Source organism: Nocardia sp. NPDC004340 (genome assembly GCF_053602575.1).
The window spans coordinates 1,551,280-1,568,190 of the sequence record NZ_JBSGDW010000001.1 but is presented as its reverse complement, the minus strand read 5'-3'; the positions used below and the strand labels follow the sequence as shown (position 1 = coordinate 1,568,190).

The window sequence follows — 16,911 nt, the reverse complement described above, 5'->3', positions numbered from 1 at the left end:
GATCGGCCGCTAGAGTCCGGCGGCCGTCACCGTGTGCGCGGCCTCCATCAGTTTCCAGCCCGAGAGTTGTACCGACAGGTCGCGTTCCGGGCTGCTGGACGCACTCACCGAACCGCCCTCGAAGACGCCCGCGCCCGCGATGCCGGGCAACCGGGCGGGCTGCCGCCAGTCCGCGCCGAACAGCGGTTCGCCCTCGACATCGAGGCGGTGCTCCCAGGCCGCGGTCGCGCAGGCGCGGACGATGGCGGCGGCCTTGCGGCGGGCGTTCACCCGGTCGGGTTCGTCACCGGGCAGCATGAGCGCGGCCAGCGCGAGGTAGCGGACGAGGATGCCGTTGAACAGGCCACCGTCGCCGCCGCCGTCACCGACCACGATGCCGTTCTCGGTCAGGTGCTCGTCGATGGCGTCGATCAGCCGGACCGCGCGGTCGGCGTGCCGGGGTTCTCCGGTGTGCACGGCGAGTTCGGTCTCGAGGCCGAGGGTGACGCCCTGGCAGTAGCTGTAGACCGGCTTCTCCACCTCGCCGGACGGTAGATGGATGCCGTCGAAGATGAGACCGGTCTCCTGGTCGCGCAGCTTCGCGTCGAGGAAGTCGGCCAGTTCCTGGGCACGGGTGTAGCGGCCCAGCCGCGCCATGGCAATCCCGACCGGCCCGTTGGCGGGAGCGTTGTAGAAATCCGAGCCCTTCCGCCACGGCACCGCGCCGAACTCCGGCTCGAACCCGTTGACCAGCGTCTTCTCCAGAATCAACAGGGCGCCCCGGACCTCTTCCACGCCCTGGGTGCGCTCGGCCCGTTCCAGCGAGATGGTCAGCCAGGCCATGTCGTCGTAGTAGTTGTTGGTCCAGCCGGTGATATTGCGCAGCCGCATGCCGTGCGCGATGGACCACAGCCGGCGCTGCCGCGCCGGGGTCGGCGCGCGATTGGCGGCGTCCACCGCGCAGTCGATCAGATGGGCCTGCCACCAGTAGTGCCAGAACGCGAACGTGCGCTCGCGTTTGGTGGCGGGCCAGCCCACCACCCCGAGCTGCGTGCCCGGGCAGCCCCAGAGTTTGCGCAGGTGACGGGACAGAATCGCGGATTCGGCGAGATCGGCCCGCTGCGACCAGAGGGCAGCCGTCGGCTCGATATTGCGTCCGGTCCGCGATGTCATGGGACTAATAATGCCAATCGGACAAGAGTGTTCGTGGCTTATTTGTTACCGAGAGTCGTACGCCTCACCACGCCCGAGTGAGGTCCGCGTGCTGCCGAATCCAGGCGTGCATGGCGATGCCCGCGGCCACCCCGGCATTGATGCTGCGGGTGGAACCGAACTGCGCGATCGAAACGGTCAGCAACGCGCCCGCTTTCGCGGCCTCGGTCACCCCGGGCCCCTCCTGACCGAACAACAGCAGGCAATCACGCGGCAGCTGCACCGTTTCCAGCGGCACCGCACCGGGCACATTGTCGACCGCGACCACGCTCAGCCCGGCCTCCGCCGCGAAACCCAACAGCTCGGCGGTGTCGTGATGATGGCGAATGTGCTGGTAGCGGTCGGTGACCATGGCGCCGCGCCGATTCCAGCGCTTGCGCCCGACAATGTGCACGGCCGCCGCGGCGAAGGCGTTGGCGGTGCGCACCACGGTGCCGATATTGGCGTCGTGGCCGAAGTTCTCGATGGCCACGTGCAGCGGATGCCGGCGGCTGTCGATGTCGGCGACGATCGCCTCGCGCCGCCAATACCGGTACGCGTCCACCACATTGCGGCGGTCGCCGTGCGCCAGCAGCTCCGGATCCAGGCGCGGATCGGCGGGCGGCTCGGTGCCGAACTCGTCCCGCCACGGTCCGACGCCGTGCGGATGCTCGCCCCACTCGGTCGGACCGGGGGCTTCGGATTCGTCGGCGATCGGGGTGGAACTCACCCGGCGATGGTAGTTGCCGGGCGAATCGCTACTGGGACGCCCCGACCGCACCCACGATGATCGCGAACACGACGAACAGGATCACCAGCAGGATCAGCGCGGTGGCGATGATCCCGCAGATCCAGCCCGCCGTCACCATCCCGGCGCCGCCGATGGCACCGTTCGAGTCGCGGATCTCGCGGCGGGCCTTGCCGCCCATGATCCAGGCCACCGGACCCAGCAGCTGGCAGAACACCAGGCTCATCACGCCGAGGATCAGCACCACCACCGCCTGCGGATGATCCGGGGCGGGCGCGCCGTAATAGCCCGGCGGGTAGTAGCCGGGGACCGGCGGTTGGTAGCCGGGGTTATAACCGGGCTGCTGGTAGTAGCCCGGTTGCTGGCCCTGGGACTGCGGATCCCAGCCCGGCGGGGGCGCGTCGTAGGTCATGCGCGCAAGCCTAGGTGGTGGTGCGCCACAACGGGTGCGGGCGCTTCCGTGACCGAAGGTTTGAAACATCGCTGCGCGGTTGCCGGGCGTGGAAGACTGGGAACCATGACTCGGTCGAGTTCCGCGGAATTGCTGAAATCGGTTGAATACTGGCCGAATCACCTGCTGTCCATCGCGGAGTGGTCGCTGCTCCCCGAGAACAACCGGCACTGCCGGGAGCTGGTGGACGGCGTGCTGGTCGTGGCGCCGCAACCGCCGCGGCATCAACTCGCGGTGTGGCGCTTGGCAGCTCAGCTCGAGCGGGCGCTGCCGCGGCGCATGGCCGCCATGGCGCGCATCGAATTGCTGATCGACGAGGGCACGCCGCCGACGGTGCGGGTGCCGGACGTGCTGATCGTCGGTGGGGCGGCCGGGGCCGAGCACGCCACCCGGGTGCGGCCGCCGGATGTGCTGGCGGCCATCGAGATCGTGGCGCCGGGGTCGCGGCGGGTGGACCGGGTGATGAAGTTCGCGGAGTACGCGGCGGCCGGAATCGGGCACTACTGGCTGTTGGAGACCGAGGATACGTTGCGGCTGTACGCCTTTCGATTGCGGGACGGCCGGTACATACCGACCGGTGAGCATGTCGGGCAGGTGACCCTGGAACTCGACGACATCTGCCTGCCCCTGGACCTGGACGCGCTCACCGCGCTACGCCCCTCCGGCGTCTCGGTGTGATCCCGGACAGCTCTCGATTTGCCGTGCATACCCTCTGACCTCGCTTGATCGGTCACACGGGACAAAATTCGGGACTATCCTGGAATCCCGGAGGCCGTGGCTGGAGGGTGTCATGGACCACGCGCGCATAGCCAGAACCGTGCTCGGAGTGACGGCGGCATATCTCGTCGCACTCGGCCTCTGGCTGGGCTGGCTGGTCCCGCTCACCCCGCCCGGAACCATCCCCGTCCAGGTCGTCACGCTGGTCGGTCTGTACGGAACCTTCCTCGGACTCGGCATGCTGCTCGCCCAGCGCCCCACCCGCTCGGACCGGAAACTGCTGCGACACGGGCTCGAAGGCTGGGCGAACATCGAGGGCGTGCACCCGCTGCAGCGCACCGACCACTGCACCGAGCTCACCGAACTCGACCTCGAGCTCGTGGTGCCGGGGTCGGAAACCTATTACGGCAGCATCGTGTTCGACGTGGAACCCGTGGTCAAGCCGAGAATCGCTGTGGGCGGCACGATTTCGATCCGCGTCGATCCGCGCAACCGCGACCGCATCATGCTGTGCCTGTGAACCGCGGCCCGCGGGGCCCTGCGAACCGCGACCCGCGGAGCCTGTGACCCGGTGCTCACCGGACCACCGGCACGGGTGGCACCGTGCCCGAGCCGGGTGCGCTCGGTAGGACGGTCTGCCGGATTCGCCCGATCCGGCCCGTAGCATCCTGACCATGACGATCGCCGACACACCGGACCGCCGGGAAGCGCCGCTGGTACTCGACACCGAGCCGCCGCGCACCCTCGGCTTCACCGATCAGGCGGCGTTCTGGCTGAATCTCGGCGTCAGCCTGATCGGGTTCAGCGGCGCCGCGGTCGTGCTCACCCCCGCCGGCGCGAACCTGCCGCTGACCGGAGCCCTGCTGGCCACCGTGCTCGGCACCGTGGTCGGCGCGGCCATGGTGGCCGGGCCCGCCGCCATCGGCGCCCGCACCGGCGCGCCCGCCATGGCGGTGCTGCGCGGACTGTTCGGCACGCGCCTGTCGTATCTGCCGACGGTCGCCAATATCGTGCAGTGCATCGGCTGGGGCGTGTACGAGCTCACCGTCATCACGCTCGGCGTCTCCGCGCTCACCCACGATCGGGTGCCGCACTGGATCGTCATCGTCGGCGCGGGCGTGCTGTCCACCGTGATGGCCGTGTGGCCGCTGTCCGCGGTGCGCGCGCTGCGCAAATACGTGTCGGTGGCGGTCGGCATCGCCCTGATCTACTTCACGATTCAGCTGCTGCGGCAACCGGTTCCGATGCCGACCGACACCAGCTGGAGCGGGTTCTGGCCCGCCGTCGACGCCACCCTCGCGGTCTCCATCTCCTTCGTGCCGCTGGCCGCCGACTACACCCGGCACTCGCGGTCCGCGCGCACCGCCGCCGGAGCCACCGTGATCGGCTACTCGGTCGCGCAGGTCTGGTGCTATCTGCTCGGCATCCTCGCGATCCTGCAGGCGGGCAGCGCCGACCACATCTTCGATACCTTCCTCGGCGTCACCGCCGGGTGGCTGTTCTTCGCGGTGCTGGTGCTGCGCGAATCGGATCAGTCCTTCGCCAATATCTATTCGACGGCCATGTCGATCCAGAACCTGCTGCCCCGGGTGGATCGGCGGCTGCTGGCGACCCTGGTCGGCGCGCTCGTGACGCTGCTGGCGCTGCCCGTGCGCGACTTCGGCAATTACGCCAACTTCCTGTACCTGATCGGGTCGGTCTTCGTGCCGCTGTGCGCGGTCCTGGTCGTCGACTACTTCTTCGGCCGCGGCCGCACCGGCTGGGATCTCACCGAACACGCCCCCACCCGCCCGCTCATGCTGCTGCCGTGGGTGATCGGATTCGTCGTCTACCAGCTCTTCAATCCCGGTTCGATCACCTGGTGGAGCGACTTCTGGACCAAGGCGCAGAACGCGCTCGGCATCCATCCGGGCTGGTGGGCCTCGGCCTCGCTGTACTCGTTCCTGGCGGCCGCCGCCGTGACGGCGATCCTGGTGCGGCTGCGCCGGGGATGACCGACGGCCGGGTCTACGGCATGGGGCTCGACCCGCTGGTCGAACCCGATTGGCCCGCACTCACTCCCGCCGAGGTGGAAGCGGTGCTCGGCGCGGACGCGAGCATCGAATGGCGCAGTCCGCGACCGCTCTCGGCCACCGCGCGGATCCGGCTGCCGGACGGGCGCGAGGTCATCCTCAAACGCCTGCCCCGCACACTGCGGGACGCCGCCGCGCTCGGCGAGGAACACCGGTTCATGGATCACCTACGCGGGCGCGGGATTCCGGTTCCCGCTGTACTGCGCACGCTCGACCTCGGCGAATTCGCCTACGAGGTACAGGAACTCGGCGTCGGCTCCGACGACTACGCGGGCGTCTTCTCCTGGTCGCCCTACCGTTCCCTCGACGAGGCGGCCGCGGCCGGACGCGCCCTGGCGCGGTTGCACCTGGCGGCCGCCGATTACGACGCGCCGCGACGCCCGCCGCGCCCGCTCCTGGCCGGTTTCGGCATCTTCTCCTCCGCCGATCCCCTTGCGGCCGTGGCGCATCGGGCCGTCGAGCGGCCCGCGCTGGGCGCGTTCCTGGCGCGGCGTGATTGGCGCGGCGATATGGCACGCGTCCAGCTTCCGGCCTACGAGCGCCTGTATCCCCTACTGGCCGACCTGGAACCACTGTGGACACACAATGACTGGCACGGCACCAACTTGCTCTGGCGCGACCGCGACGTGACCGCCGTCATCGACTTCGGCCTGTGCGACCGGAGCACGGCCGTCCACGATCTGGCCACCGCCATCGAACGCTGTGCGGTGGACTGGATTTCGATCCGGTCGGGTGGCCCGGCGAACGTGCGGGCCGATCAGGCCCGCGCCCTGCTCGGCGGATACGAGTCGGTGCGCGCGCTGTCCGCGGCGGAACGACGGGCCCTGCCCGCCCTGCTCCCCCTGGTCCACTGCGAATACGAGCTCTCCGAGATCGACTACTTCCTGGCCGTCGTCCCCGGCGGCAACGAGCAGAACGCCGAGATCGCCTACACGGACTACTTCCTGGGCCACACCGCCTGGTGGAACCACAACTACAGATTGCTAACAATTCGCTAAAACACTGGCGCGTGTACATGCCGACCGGTGCCCATCCCGGCCAGGGGCGAAAATTTCCCTAACATTGTCCAACGAAATCGGGTTCACTTAGCTCTCGCCAACCTTGCTGAAAATTAGCTGACCTGGTTGGTGACTCGAGCTCCACATACCCACATCGATGGAGGGTCTGCGTTGGCCAGCAAGAAGAGGTTCCCGCACGTGCGCACCGCGATCGCCCTGCTCGCGACGATGGCCGTCGCCGCCACCGCGGCAGCCTGCTCATCCAATTCCTCGACCTCGTCCGACACCACCACCCCCGCGGCGAACAAGGACGAGGCCGCGGTGAACGCCTACGTCTACACCTACCCGCTGGTGTCGGTGGAGGTAACGCGGCGACAGCAAACCAATGTGCCCGCGCCGGACCCGTCCAAGGGCGTGGCGCCGATGAACCAGCTCGCACCCCTGGCCTTCCTGCCCGACGCGAGCTTCAAGAATGTCGTCCGCCCGAACGTGGACACCCTCTATACCTCGATGCTCTTCGATGTGTCCACCGAACCGGTCGTGGTCAGCGTGCCGCCCATGGGCGACCGCTACCATCTGTTCCCCCTCCTCGACATGTGGACCAATGTCGACGCCTCCCCCGGCACCCGGACCATCGACGACGCGGGCAAGGGCTACGAGTTCGCCATCGTGGGCCCGAACTGGAAGGGCGAGCTGCCCGCGGGCGTCCGCGAGTACCGGCTGCCCACCGACGCCGGGTGGATGATCGGCCGGATCCAGGTCAACGGCGCCGACGACGTCCCGAACGTGATCGCCATCCAGAACAAGCTGACCGCGGTCCCGCTCAGCGCGCACGGCAAGCCCTACACCCCGCCCCAGAACACCGACATCCACCCGGACTGGCCCGCGAAACAGCCGGTCGCCGACTACATCCACAAGTTGAGCCCGCAGGAGTACTGGGATCTCTACTACTCTGCCCTGTCGCACACCCAGACCCGGCCGGATGACAAGGCCATCCTGAAGCAGCTGGCCGACATCGGATGGAGCCCGGACAAGAAGCTGGATCTCGCCACGCTGCCGAGCACCGAACGTGCCCAGTGGGAGCAGGCGTTCTCGACGGCACTGAGCAAGATCGAGGCCGATATCAGCAACCAGCCGGTCAATGGCTGGAAGACCGCACGCAAGGACATCGGCGACTACGGCACGCATTACGGTGTCCGCGCCGTCATCGCGTACGCCGGTCTGGGCGCGAACCTGCCGCAGGACGCCCTGTATCCGGGAGCCCACGTCGACGCGAAGAACCAGCCGCTCGACTCCGCCCACAACTACGTGCTGCACTTCCCCGCCGACCAGATTCCGCCGGTGCACGGATTCTGGTCGGTCACCATGTACGACGGGAAGGGCTTCTTCGTCGAGAACCCGATCAACCGCTACGCCGTGCGCGGTGAACTGCTGTCCAAGAACCCCGACGGTTCGGTCGACATCTACATCCAGCGTGAAAAGCCGGAACCGGCAAAGGAATCGAACTGGCTGCCCGCGCCCGAGTCCGGGAACTTCAACCTGATGCTCCGCACCTATTGGCCCGACGAGAAGATCATCGACGGGACCTGGAATCCCCCGGCGGTCACCATCGCCAACTGACTCATCCGTGAATGCGCCTCGGACCGAACGCGGTTCGAGGCGCTTTCGCTTTTCCATGGGCGCCGAATAACCGAAACTTGATTCCGGGACCGACATCCGATACAACTTGTTCCGTTGCTTTGGCAACACGAATCGTTCTGCACGCCATCTGAGTTCAGCGTGCATCGGGGGTCCGGGAGGATAGGAATAATCATGCGTCGCACCATTCGTAATTTCGGTCGTAAGGCAGTTGTCGCGGCTCTGCCGCTGGCGGTGGCCGCCACTTTCGCCAGCGCGGGAACGGCTTCCGCCACCGCGCCGATCGAGGCCCCGCAGGCGGCGCCGGTCGTGCAGCTCGCCGCGTTCACCCCGGCGGTCCCGGTCGCGGCCGAGGTCTCGCAGCCCGTCGCACCCGAGGCCGCACAGCCCGTGACCTCGGATGTCACCCCGGCCGCGGCCGAGATCTCGCAGCCGCAGGACATCGCCACCGACCCGAACGCCCAGAACCACGATCCGATGGCCAATGCCGCCGCCCTCGGCTTCGTGATCGGGGCCGCGACCGGCGCCGTCATCTGTGGCGTCACCATTATCGGAATTCCGCTGATCCCGCTCTGCGCGGTCGGCCCCGGCCTGCAGCTCGCTCTGGTCGGTCTGCTCGTCGGCGCGATCGCCCCGAATTCCGTTCCCCAGATCCTGCCCTGATCCTCGGGCACCGGAGACACGAAGAACCCCATCCAGAGATTTCCGGATGGGGTTCTTTCGTATCGAATTACGGGTGACGGATACGGTGACCTATTCGGTTACCGATATGCCTACCGATGCGCGCGCGGATCCGCCAGCAGATATTGCGCGGCGGCATAAGTGCCGAGAATGACGCCCTCGGTGATCCGGCGCGACTTATCACCGCGCGCGAAAATGCGGCGCAGCACGATCAATCCGTCCGACACGGTGAACAGCAGCGCGCCCAGACCCAATCGGCTGCGCGGATCGGCGTTCGGAACGTTCACGCCCGCAATGTTCTTCGCGTCGCGGGCGAGTTCCGGATCCGAGGCCAGGGTGGCCGCGGTGCCCAGGGTCGCGCCGTACACGGTGAGCGGCACCGCCACCGTGGGGGCCTTGAACCGCATGAGCGTCGCCGCGCCCAGCCAGGCGGCCAGCCGCTGGCCCGCGATGGCGGGCCGGGGCCGCGCCCCGCGCCGCCACCACAGCCACGAGTAACCGGTCTGCATGACCGCGAAAGACGAAGCGCCCGCGATCAATCGGCGGTCGTCGTCGGGTTCGATGAGCAGCACGTCGCCGACCGTGGCCGCGGCCAGCGAGCCGAGCAGCACGGTGCGGTCGGCGGGATCCAGGCGCTTGCCGTTCACGGCCACGTCGGCGGCCAGCAGCGGCATCAGCAACGGCTTCGCGAACCACTGCAGCTTCTCGCGACCGGTGACCGCGCCGTAGACGGTCACCGCCGCCGCGCCGACGAAGGCGGCCCGGAACGGGCGGGCCATCAGAAGCTGGGTTCGGCCGGGGCGGGCGGCAGCACCGCGACCTGGCCGGCGTAGGACAGACCCGCGCCGAAGCCGAGCAGCAGCGCCAGCTGACCGCCCTTGGCCTTGCCGGTCACCAGCATCTCCTCGATGGCCAGCGGGATCGAGGCGGCGGAGGTGTTGCCGGTGTTCTCGATGTCATTGGCCATCGGCAGATCGTCGGGGAGCCCGAGGTTCTTCTTCATGAGCTCGTTGATGCGGGCGTTGGCCTGGTGCGGGACGAACACCTCGATGTCGTCCTTGGCCACGCCCGACAGCTCGATCGCGCTGGACAGTGCGCGCGGCAGGGTGACGGCGGCCCAGCGGAAGACCTTGGGGCCCTCCATGTGCAGCGACATCCGGCCCACGGCCTCGACCGACGGGTCGGTGCCCTGCAGGCGCTGCGCCTTGTTCATGAACTCCAGGAAGTCCACGTCCTGCGCGATGGCCTCGGCGTTCTCGCCGTCGGAGCCCCACACGGTCGGGGAGATGCCGTTCTCCTCGGCGGGACCGATCACGACCGCGCCCGCGCCGTCACCGAAGATCATGGCGGTGCCGCGGTCGGTCGGGTCGAGGCCGACGGTCATCGTCTCGGCGCCGATGAGCAGGATGTACTCGGCCGAGCCGGAACGGATCATGTCCGCGGCCACGCCGAGGCCGTAGCCGAAGCCGCCGCAGCCGGAGACCAGGTCGAAGGCGGGGATGCCGTTCATGCCCAGGTCCGAGGCCACGGTCGGCGCGCCGTGCGGGGTCAGCTTGAGCCAGCTGGAGGAGGCCAGGATCAGGGCGCCGATCTTGGATCGGTCGATGCCGGTGTTCTTCAGCGCCCGCTCACCCGCGGCGACCGCCATGCTGCGCAGCGTCTCGTCGCCGGAGATCCAGCGCCGGTTGTGAATGCCGGTCCGCTCGAAGATCCACTCGGGAGTGGAGTCGAGGACCTCGCACACCTCGGCGTTGCTGACGACGCGCTGGGGCCGGTAGGCACCGATGCCGAGCATCGCAATATTCTGCGGACCCTTGTTGATTGCAATGCTCACCACAGGTGACTCACACGACCCTTCACACAATCATTTGTCGACACCGTTGTCGGACGTAAGACCAGGATTCAGGCTAACCCAGAGCAAGGTTTCAGCCCAGAGCCAAGTCTTGTTAACCGTCCGGTAAGGACACACCCTGACGCCAGGGACATAAGTCCTACCCCAAGGCGAGGTCCTTCAGGCCCAGAATCGAGCGATATTCCAGACCCTCGGCGGCGATGATGCCGTCCGCGCCGGTCTCACGGTCCACCACGGTGGCCACGCCGACCACGATCGCGCCCGCCTCCCGCAGTGCGCGCACCGCGGTGATCGGGGAGTTGCCGGTGGTGGTCGTGTCCTCGACCACCAGCACCCGCTTGCCGACGATGTCGGGGCCCTCGATCTGGCGCTGCATGCCGTGGGTCTTGGCGGCCTTGCGCACCACGAAGGCGTCGATCGGACGGCCCGGCGCGTGCAGGACCGCGGCCGCCACCGGGTCGGCGCCCATGGTGAGCCCGCCCACCGCGTCGAAGTCCCAATCCGCCGAGAGCTCCCGCAGCAGCTTGCCGATCAGCGGGGCGGCCTCGTGGTGCAGGGTGGCGCGGCGCAGGTCCACGTAGTAGTCGGCTTCCTTGCCGGATGACAGGGTCACCCGCCCGTGCACGACGGCGAGCTCGCGTACCAGAGCCGCGAGTCTGTCCCGGTCGGTCGTCGTTACCTGCATTGCTGTGTCTATGTCCTTCCGCGTGCGTTGAACAGGCCCCGGTTCAGGCGGGTCACCAGGGTTCGTGGGATGAGCCCGGCGATCGCGACGATCGCTTTGTACTGCATTCCGGGCACGCTGATCACCCGGTCTTTCTCCAGATCATGCAGCGAACCGGCCACCACCTCGTCCACGCTCAACCACAGGGGTCGTGGTAGCGAGGCCATCTCGATGCCGGCCCGCTCATGGAATTCGGTGCGGACGAATCCCGGGCACAAGGCCTGCACCCGGACTCCGGTTCCGGCCAGCCCGCCGGCCAGCCCTTGGGAAAAGGATACGACGTACGCCTTGGAGGCCGAATAGGTCGAGCCCCGTCCGGGGATCAGGCCCGCCATGCTGGCCACATTCACCACGGTGCCCCGGGCCGCGTGCAGCATGGGCGGCAGGGCCGCCCGGGTGAGCTGCACGACAGCGGTGACGTTCACATCGAGTTGGTGCTGCAGAGCGTCGGCGTCCTGCGTCCAGAACTCCCCTGACATGCCGAATCCGGCATTGTTGACCAGGAATTCGACGCCCTCGGCCAGGCGTGCGGCCACCCGGTCGCGATCCGCGGCCCGGCTCAGATCGGCGGGCAGCGTCTCGGCGCGCGCGGCGAACCGCACCCGCAGGTCGTGGGCCAGCGCGGCCAGCCGCTCCTCATCCCGCGCCACCAGCACCAGGTCGTAGCCGAGGGCGGCGAGCCTGGTGGCGTACGCCTTGCCGATACCGGAGGTCGGCCCGGTGACCAAGGCCACCGGACGGCGGGCGCCCGGCAGGCGCACCTGATCAGGGGAACTCTCGGTCATCGACGGCCCATCACTCGCACGATCGGGGAGTGGTCGGCGATGACCTGAACTGCGCCCTCATTCTGGTCCCTGGCCGATCCACACGCGGCGAATTCGCGCAGACACCCTGTGGCTGCGGCGCGCCGCGCGTAGACACGGCCGAGGCGTCACCTCGGCGCGGGTCCCTGGTAGGGGCGGAAGCCCGGATGGAAGGGTCCGCCGGGCGGGGCGCTGCGGCCCTGATCCCGGCGCCAGCCCTCCTCGGGCTCGCGGTCCGGATCCGATTCGCCGCGCCGGTCGCCGGATTCCTGGTCGTCCCAACGGTCTTCGTGGTCGGGGCCGTCGGCGTCGTAGTGGTCCTGCTCGCCCTCGGGGGCGGGCGGCCAGTTTCGGCGCGGGCGGTTGCGCGGATCCGGCACGACTTTCAGTGCGGGACGCCAGCTTTCGGGCTCGCCGTCCGGTTCCCCGCCCCCGGCGATATCGCTGACCAGCGGGGAGTCGTAGTCGTCGCCGCGCGGGCGGTCGTCGCGGGCGGGCCGCTGGTCGCGCGGGTCGCGCTCCTGGTCACCGTAGTCGCCGAACTCGTCGTGGCCGTCGTAGCCGTCGTCCTCGGGAACCGCTTGCGAGCGACCGGGTTCGGGCAGTTCGTCGCGACCGCGCTCGGCATTGATGACCGGCGGCAGCACGTGCAGCAGGCCGGACAGCCGCAGCACCGCGTCGATGGCGGTCTCCCAGTCCTTGGCGACCGCGCCGACCGGCAGCATGCCGAGCGTCCAGTTGCCCTCGGACCACAGCTGCTGCACCTCGTCGGGCAGCGACTCGATGAACGCCACCATGCGCTGATCCACCGCGTGCCGCGCGACATCGGGATTGGTCGCGAAGACCACCCGGTCGCCGATGGCGCCGAGCAGCTCCAGATCGTGATCCTTCGGCGGCGCCGCGGTTTTCAACCGCAGGTCGATATCGATGTCCGAGCCGATCTGACGGCGCACCGCGACCAGGGTGGCGGCGTCCTCCAGATCGAAGAGCACGAACTTCTCGCCCTTGCGGTTACCCGACACCACGTCCACCGCGGACAGGTAACCCAGCTTGGCGAGCGCGCCGCGCCGCCAGGTGGAGGCGAGCGCGGGCTCCACCGAAACATAGGTGTAGCCCTGGGATTTCGCCCAGACCTGTCGCACATGCCCGGTGCGCTGCCGCTGCAGCCGATCGAAATAGAGGAGCACGATCGCACCCACGAGCGCGATCGCCGCCAGCCCGAACCATATAGCCGTCATCGCCGCCTACCCTATCCAGAGTGAGGGCGTCATGCCCGGCACGCCCACAGCATTCTTGCTCATCGAGTCCCGCTCGGCAGGGACGTGCTGAAGATCAACTTCGCCTGAATGGATCCGTCGGAGTTCTTGTCGCCCTGCACCATCACCACTTCGCCCACCGGCAGGTCCGCGACTTTGGTGCTACCCAGGGAGATTACCTGCGTCTTGTCGTCGGTCTTCACCGTCACCGTGCTGCCGGACAGCGCCGTGATGGTGAGCGTCGAGCCGTCGTTCGAGGCGATGGTGCCCATGTCCGCGCCGAGCTGGTCCAGATCGCCCAGGCCCGGAATCGTGGGCACGCCGCTGGGCAGCGGCAGGGAGGAGGTGTTGCCCGGAAAGGCGGGCAGGCCGAGACCGGAGGTACGGGGGCCGGCGGCGCTGTCGGACGAGTCGTTGCTGCTCATCAGCGTTCCCACGACCAACCCGACGATGGCGACCGCGATGATCGCGGCCAGACCCAGCGCGATCCACATGGTGGTCTTGCGCGGCGGCGGGGGCGGCGCCGGATTCTGCGGGAAACCCGCGGGCTGATAGCCGCCCGGCGGCGGCATGCCCGCACCACCCGGATAGCCGGGTGCGCCGGGCGCGGGGGAATAGCCCGGAGCGCCGTAGGCCCCCGTCGGCGCGTATCCCTGTTGCCCCGGGTAGACAGCCGTCGGCTCGTAGCCGCCGCCGGTGTCGTACCCACCCCAGCCGGCGTCGGCGGGCGGGAACACCCGGGTGGCCTCAGGCCCCGGCTGCTGCCCGAAATAGTCGGTCGGACCAGCGGGTATGGACTCGGTCGGCCCGTACGCCGCGGCGCTGTCCGAGGTGTGGCCGCCGGGGACGGCCTGCTCGGCGGGCCCCTCCCCGGGGCCCGGTTCCGGCCGCCGCGACCACGGATCGCTCGGATCAGTCATGGCCTCCAGGGTAGGCGGAGTACGGCTACCGAGCCGCGAACTCGACCGAACGGTCCTCGAACGACGAGGCCCCCGCGCGAGCCGAAGTTCGCGCGGGGGCCGGTGTTCGAGCCGGTCAGCGGCCGACGATGAGGGTGTCACCGTCCGGGGTGACGTTCACCTTCACCGTGTCGCCGTCCTGCACCTCCCCGGCCAGCAGTTCCTTGGCGAGCGAGTCGCCGATGGACTGCTGGATCAGCCGGCGCAGCGGGCGCGCGCCGTAGGCCGGGTCGTAGCCGCGCACGGCCAGCCAGAAGCGGGCCGAGTCGGACACGTCCAGGGTGAGGCGGCGCTGGGCGAGCCGCTTCTGCAGCTGGTTCAGCTGGATGTCGACGATCCGCTCCAGCTGTTCCTCGTCGAGGGCGTGGAACATGACCACGTCGTCGAGCCGGTTCAGGAACTCCGGCTTGAAGGCGCGGCGCACCGCGTTCATGACCGTGTCCCGGTCGCCGCCCGCACCCAGATTCGAGGTCAGGATGAGGATGGTGTTGCGGAAGTCGACCGTGCGGCCCTGGCTGTCGGTGAGCCGACCTTCGTCGAGCACCTGCAGCAGGATGTCGAAGACGTCCGGGTGGGCCTTCTCGATCTCGTCGAAGAGCACCACCGTGTACGGGCGTCGCCGCACCGCCTCGGTGAGCTGGCCGCCCTGGTCGTAGCCGACGTACCCCGGAGGCGCGCCCACCAGGCGGGCCACCGAGTGCTTCTCGCCGTACTCGCTCATGTCGATGCGGACCATGGCGCGTTCGTCGTCGAACAGGAAGTCCGCCAACGCCTTCGCCAGCTCGGTCTTACCGGTGCCGGTCGGGCCGACGAACATGAAGGAACCGGTGGGCCGGTTGGGGTCGGCGACCCCGGCCCGCGCCCGGCGCACGGCATCCGACACCGCTTGCACGGCTTCCTTCTGCCCCACGACCCGGCGGCCCAGCTCGTCCTCCATGCGCAGCAGCTTCTGGGTCTCGCCCTCCATCATGCGGCCCACGGGGACACCGGTCCACGACGACACCACCTCGGCGATATCGTCCGGCCCGACCTCCTCCTTGAGCATGACGTCGCCGTCGGCGGCGGTCTTCGCCTTGGCCTCGGCCTCGGCGAGTTCCTTCTCCAGCTTGGGGATTCGCCCGTACCGGAGTTCGGCGGCCTTGTTGTAGTCGCCGTCGCGCTCGGCCCGCTCGGACTCGCCCTTGAGCGACTCCAGCTCCTCCTTCAGCACCGACACCGCGTCGATGGCCTGCTTCTCGTTCTGCCAGCGGGTCATCAACTGGTTGAGCTTCTCGCGGTCGTCGGCGAGTTCGGAGCGCAGCTTCTCCAGGCGCGCCTTGGACGCGTCGTCGGTCTCCTTGGCCAGAGCCACTTCCTCGATCTCGAGCCGTCGTACGACGCGCTCGATCTCGTCGATTTCCACGGGGCGGGAATCGATTTCCATGCGCAGCCGCGAGGCCGACTCGTCGACCAGGTCGATCGCCTTGTCCGGCAGGAACCGGGAGGTGATGTAGCGGTCGGACAGGGTCGCCGCCGCCACCAGCGCGGAGTCGGTGATCCGCACGTGGTGGTGGTTCTCGTAGCGCTCCTTGAGCCCGCGCAGGATGCCGACGGTGTCCTCCACCGACGGCTCGCCGACCAGCACCTGCTGGAACCGGCGCTCCAGGGCCGGATCCTTCTCGATGTGCTGGCGGTACTCGTCGAGGGTGGTGGCGCCGACCAGGCGCAGTTCACCGCGGGCCAGCATGGGCTTGATCATGTTGCCGGCGTCCATGGCGGATTCGCCGGTCGCGCCCGCGCCCACGATGGTGTGCAGCTCGTCGATGAACGTGATGATCTGCCCCGCCGAGGATTTGATCTCCTCGAGCACGGCCTTCAACCGCTCCTCGAACTCACCGCGGTACTTCGCGCCCGCGACCATCGCGCCCAGGTCCAGCGACACCAGCTTCTTGCCGCGCAGCGATTCGGGGACGTCGCCCGCGATGATGCGCTGGGCCAGGCCCTCGACGATGGCGGTCTTGCCGACGCCGGGCTCGCCGATCAGCACCGGGTTGTTCTTGGTGCGGCGGCTCAGCACCTGCACGACGCGGCGAATCTCGGTGTCGCGCCCGATGACCGGGTCCAGCTTGCCCTCGCGGGCGGCGGCGGTCAGGTCGGTGGAGTACTTCTCCAGCGCCTGGTAGGAGCCCTCGGGATCCGGCGAGGTGACGCGGGCGTTGCCGCGCACGGCGGTGAACGCCTCACGCAGCGCGTCCGCGGTCGCGCCGTACTTGAGCAGCAGCTGCTGGACATCGGAATCGCCTGCGGCCAAGCCGTAGACGAGGTGCTCGGTGGAGACGTACTCGTCGCCGAGCTCGGTGGCCAGGTGCTGCGCCGAGGTGAGCGCGGCGATGGCCTCGCGGCCGAAATTGGGTGTGGTGGTGGCCCCCGTGGCGCGGGGCAGGCGATCCACGATCTCCTGGGCCTCACGCCGGACCGTGGCCGGATCGACGGCGACGGCCTTGAGCAAGGGGGCGGCGATGCCGTCGGTCTGATCCAGCAACGCCACCAGCAAGTGAGCCGGACGGATCTCCGGATTACCGGCGACCGAGGCCGCCTGTTGCGCGGCGGTCAGCGCCGCCTGGGTCTTGGTGGTGGGATTGAACGAGTCCACTGTCACCTTCCTACTAGTCGTTGCTGTCTACAACGCGGTAGAAGTTGAGTCTGTTCCGCTCAAGTCTGACTAATTTCCGGCGGTGACACCAGAGACCAAGGCCCTTTCTCTCACGGCCAGGAGCCCCTCCACACGCTACGCGTACGATGGCCCCATTCGTTGACGCATCACACCAGCTCATCCATCCCGGTTCGCCCGAACGAATGGAGC

The 16,911-nt window shown here is 68.6% G+C and carries 16 protein-coding genes; 6 read left to right on the top strand and 10 right to left on the bottom strand.

The window, feature by feature from the left end:
* Positions 1–9: 9 nt before the first annotated feature.
* From ACWEOI_RS06915 to ACWEOI_RS06905, 3 genes are all read right to left on the bottom strand, one after another.
* A complete protein-coding gene (locus ACWEOI_RS06915; protein ID WP_433669111.1) occupies positions 10–1,152 on the bottom strand; it encodes a glycoside hydrolase family 76 protein in 1,143 nt (380 codons plus the stop codon).
* Between the two features lie 64 nt (positions 1,153–1,216).
* Positions 1,217–1,900, bottom strand: coding sequence for a TrmH family RNA methyltransferase (locus ACWEOI_RS06910; protein ID WP_433669113.1), 684 nt, complete (start codon positions 1,898–1,900; stop codon positions 1,217–1,219).
* A 28-nt stretch (positions 1,901–1,928) separates the two neighbouring features.
* Positions 1,929–2,330 carry a DUF4190 domain-containing protein gene (locus ACWEOI_RS06905; RefSeq protein ID WP_433669115.1) on the bottom strand — a complete coding sequence of 134 codons (402 nt, stop codon included), beginning with the start codon at positions 2,328–2,330 and terminating at the stop codon, positions 1,929–1,931.
* Positions 2,331–2,435: 105 nt separating this feature from the next.
* Here ACWEOI_RS06905 and ACWEOI_RS06900 point away from each other — a divergent pair, with 105 nt between their 5' ends.
* From ACWEOI_RS06900 to ACWEOI_RS06875, 6 genes are all read left to right on the top strand, one after another.
* The gene (locus ACWEOI_RS06900) at positions 2,436–3,047 is read left to right on the top strand and encodes a Uma2 family endonuclease (RefSeq protein WP_433669117.1); all 612 of its coding nucleotides are present in this window, start codon (positions 2,436–2,438) and stop codon (positions 3,045–3,047) included.
* A gap of 112 nt (positions 3,048–3,159) precedes the next feature.
* On the top strand, positions 3,160–3,606 hold the full coding sequence (locus ACWEOI_RS06895) for a hypothetical protein (protein ID WP_379276880.1): 447 nt from the start codon (positions 3,160–3,162) through the stop codon (positions 3,604–3,606).
* Positions 3,607–3,760: 154 nt separating this feature from the next.
* On the top strand, positions 3,761–5,080 hold the full coding sequence (locus tag ACWEOI_RS06890) for a cytosine permease (protein WP_433669119.1): 1,320 nt from the start codon (positions 3,761–3,763) through the stop codon (positions 5,078–5,080).
* The gene (locus ACWEOI_RS06885) at positions 5,077–6,156 is read left to right on the top strand and encodes a phosphotransferase enzyme family protein (RefSeq protein ID WP_452359130.1); all 1,080 of its coding nucleotides are present in this window, start codon (positions 5,077–5,079) and stop codon (positions 6,154–6,156) included. The genes ACWEOI_RS06890 and ACWEOI_RS06885 overlap by 4 nt, the downstream gene beginning before the upstream one ends.
* 171 nt (positions 6,157–6,327) lie before the next feature.
* Positions 6,328–7,776 (top strand): DUF1254 domain-containing protein, encoded by a 1,449-nt coding sequence (locus ACWEOI_RS06880; RefSeq protein WP_452359129.1) that lies wholly within the window; start codon positions 6,328–6,330, stop codon positions 7,774–7,776.
* A gap of 192 nt (positions 7,777–7,968) precedes the next feature.
* Positions 7,969–8,457 (top strand): hypothetical protein, encoded by a 489-nt coding sequence (locus ACWEOI_RS06875; RefSeq protein ID WP_433669124.1) that lies wholly within the window; start codon positions 7,969–7,971, stop codon positions 8,455–8,457.
* A 110-nt stretch (positions 8,458–8,567) separates the two neighbouring features.
* On the opposite strand, the gene ACWEOI_RS06870 is transcribed toward ACWEOI_RS06875, so the two are convergent.
* From ACWEOI_RS06870 to clpB, 7 genes are all read right to left on the bottom strand, one after another.
* Complete coding sequence (locus ACWEOI_RS06870) at positions 8,568–9,254, bottom strand: lysoplasmalogenase (protein WP_433669126.1); 687 nt, start codon at positions 9,252–9,254, stop codon at positions 8,568–8,570.
* On the bottom strand, positions 9,254–10,312 hold the full coding sequence (locus tag ACWEOI_RS06865) for a beta-ketoacyl-ACP synthase 3 (protein WP_452359128.1): 1,059 nt from the start codon (positions 10,310–10,312) through the stop codon (positions 9,254–9,256). The genes ACWEOI_RS06870 and ACWEOI_RS06865 overlap by 1 nt, the downstream gene beginning before the upstream one ends.
* A 154-nt stretch (positions 10,313–10,466) precedes the next feature.
* Positions 10,467–11,012, bottom strand: coding sequence for an orotate phosphoribosyltransferase (gene pyrE / locus ACWEOI_RS06860; RefSeq protein WP_433669129.1), 546 nt, complete (start codon positions 11,010–11,012; stop codon positions 10,467–10,469).
* An 8-nt stretch (positions 11,013–11,020) separates the two neighbouring features.
* Positions 11,021–11,836: an SDR family NAD(P)-dependent oxidoreductase gene (locus tag ACWEOI_RS06855; RefSeq protein ID WP_433669131.1), complete on the bottom strand. Its 816-nt coding sequence runs from the start codon at positions 11,834–11,836 to the stop codon at positions 11,021–11,023.
* 146 nt (positions 11,837–11,982) lie between these two features.
* Entirely contained in the window at positions 11,983–13,092 is a 1,110-nt protein-coding gene (locus tag ACWEOI_RS06850; RefSeq protein ID WP_433669132.1) for a hypothetical protein, read from the bottom strand.
* A 59-nt stretch (positions 13,093–13,151) separates the two neighbouring features.
* A complete protein-coding gene (locus tag ACWEOI_RS06845) occupies positions 13,152–14,030 on the bottom strand; it encodes a DUF5666 domain-containing protein (RefSeq protein WP_433669134.1) in 879 nt (292 codons plus the stop codon).
* A gap of 115 nt (positions 14,031–14,145) precedes the next feature.
* Positions 14,146–16,701, bottom strand: a complete 2,556-nt coding sequence (clpB, locus tag ACWEOI_RS06840; RefSeq protein ID WP_433669135.1) for an ATP-dependent chaperone ClpB — start codon at positions 16,699–16,701, stop codon at positions 14,146–14,148.
* Positions 16,702–16,911: the final 210 nt, after the last annotated feature.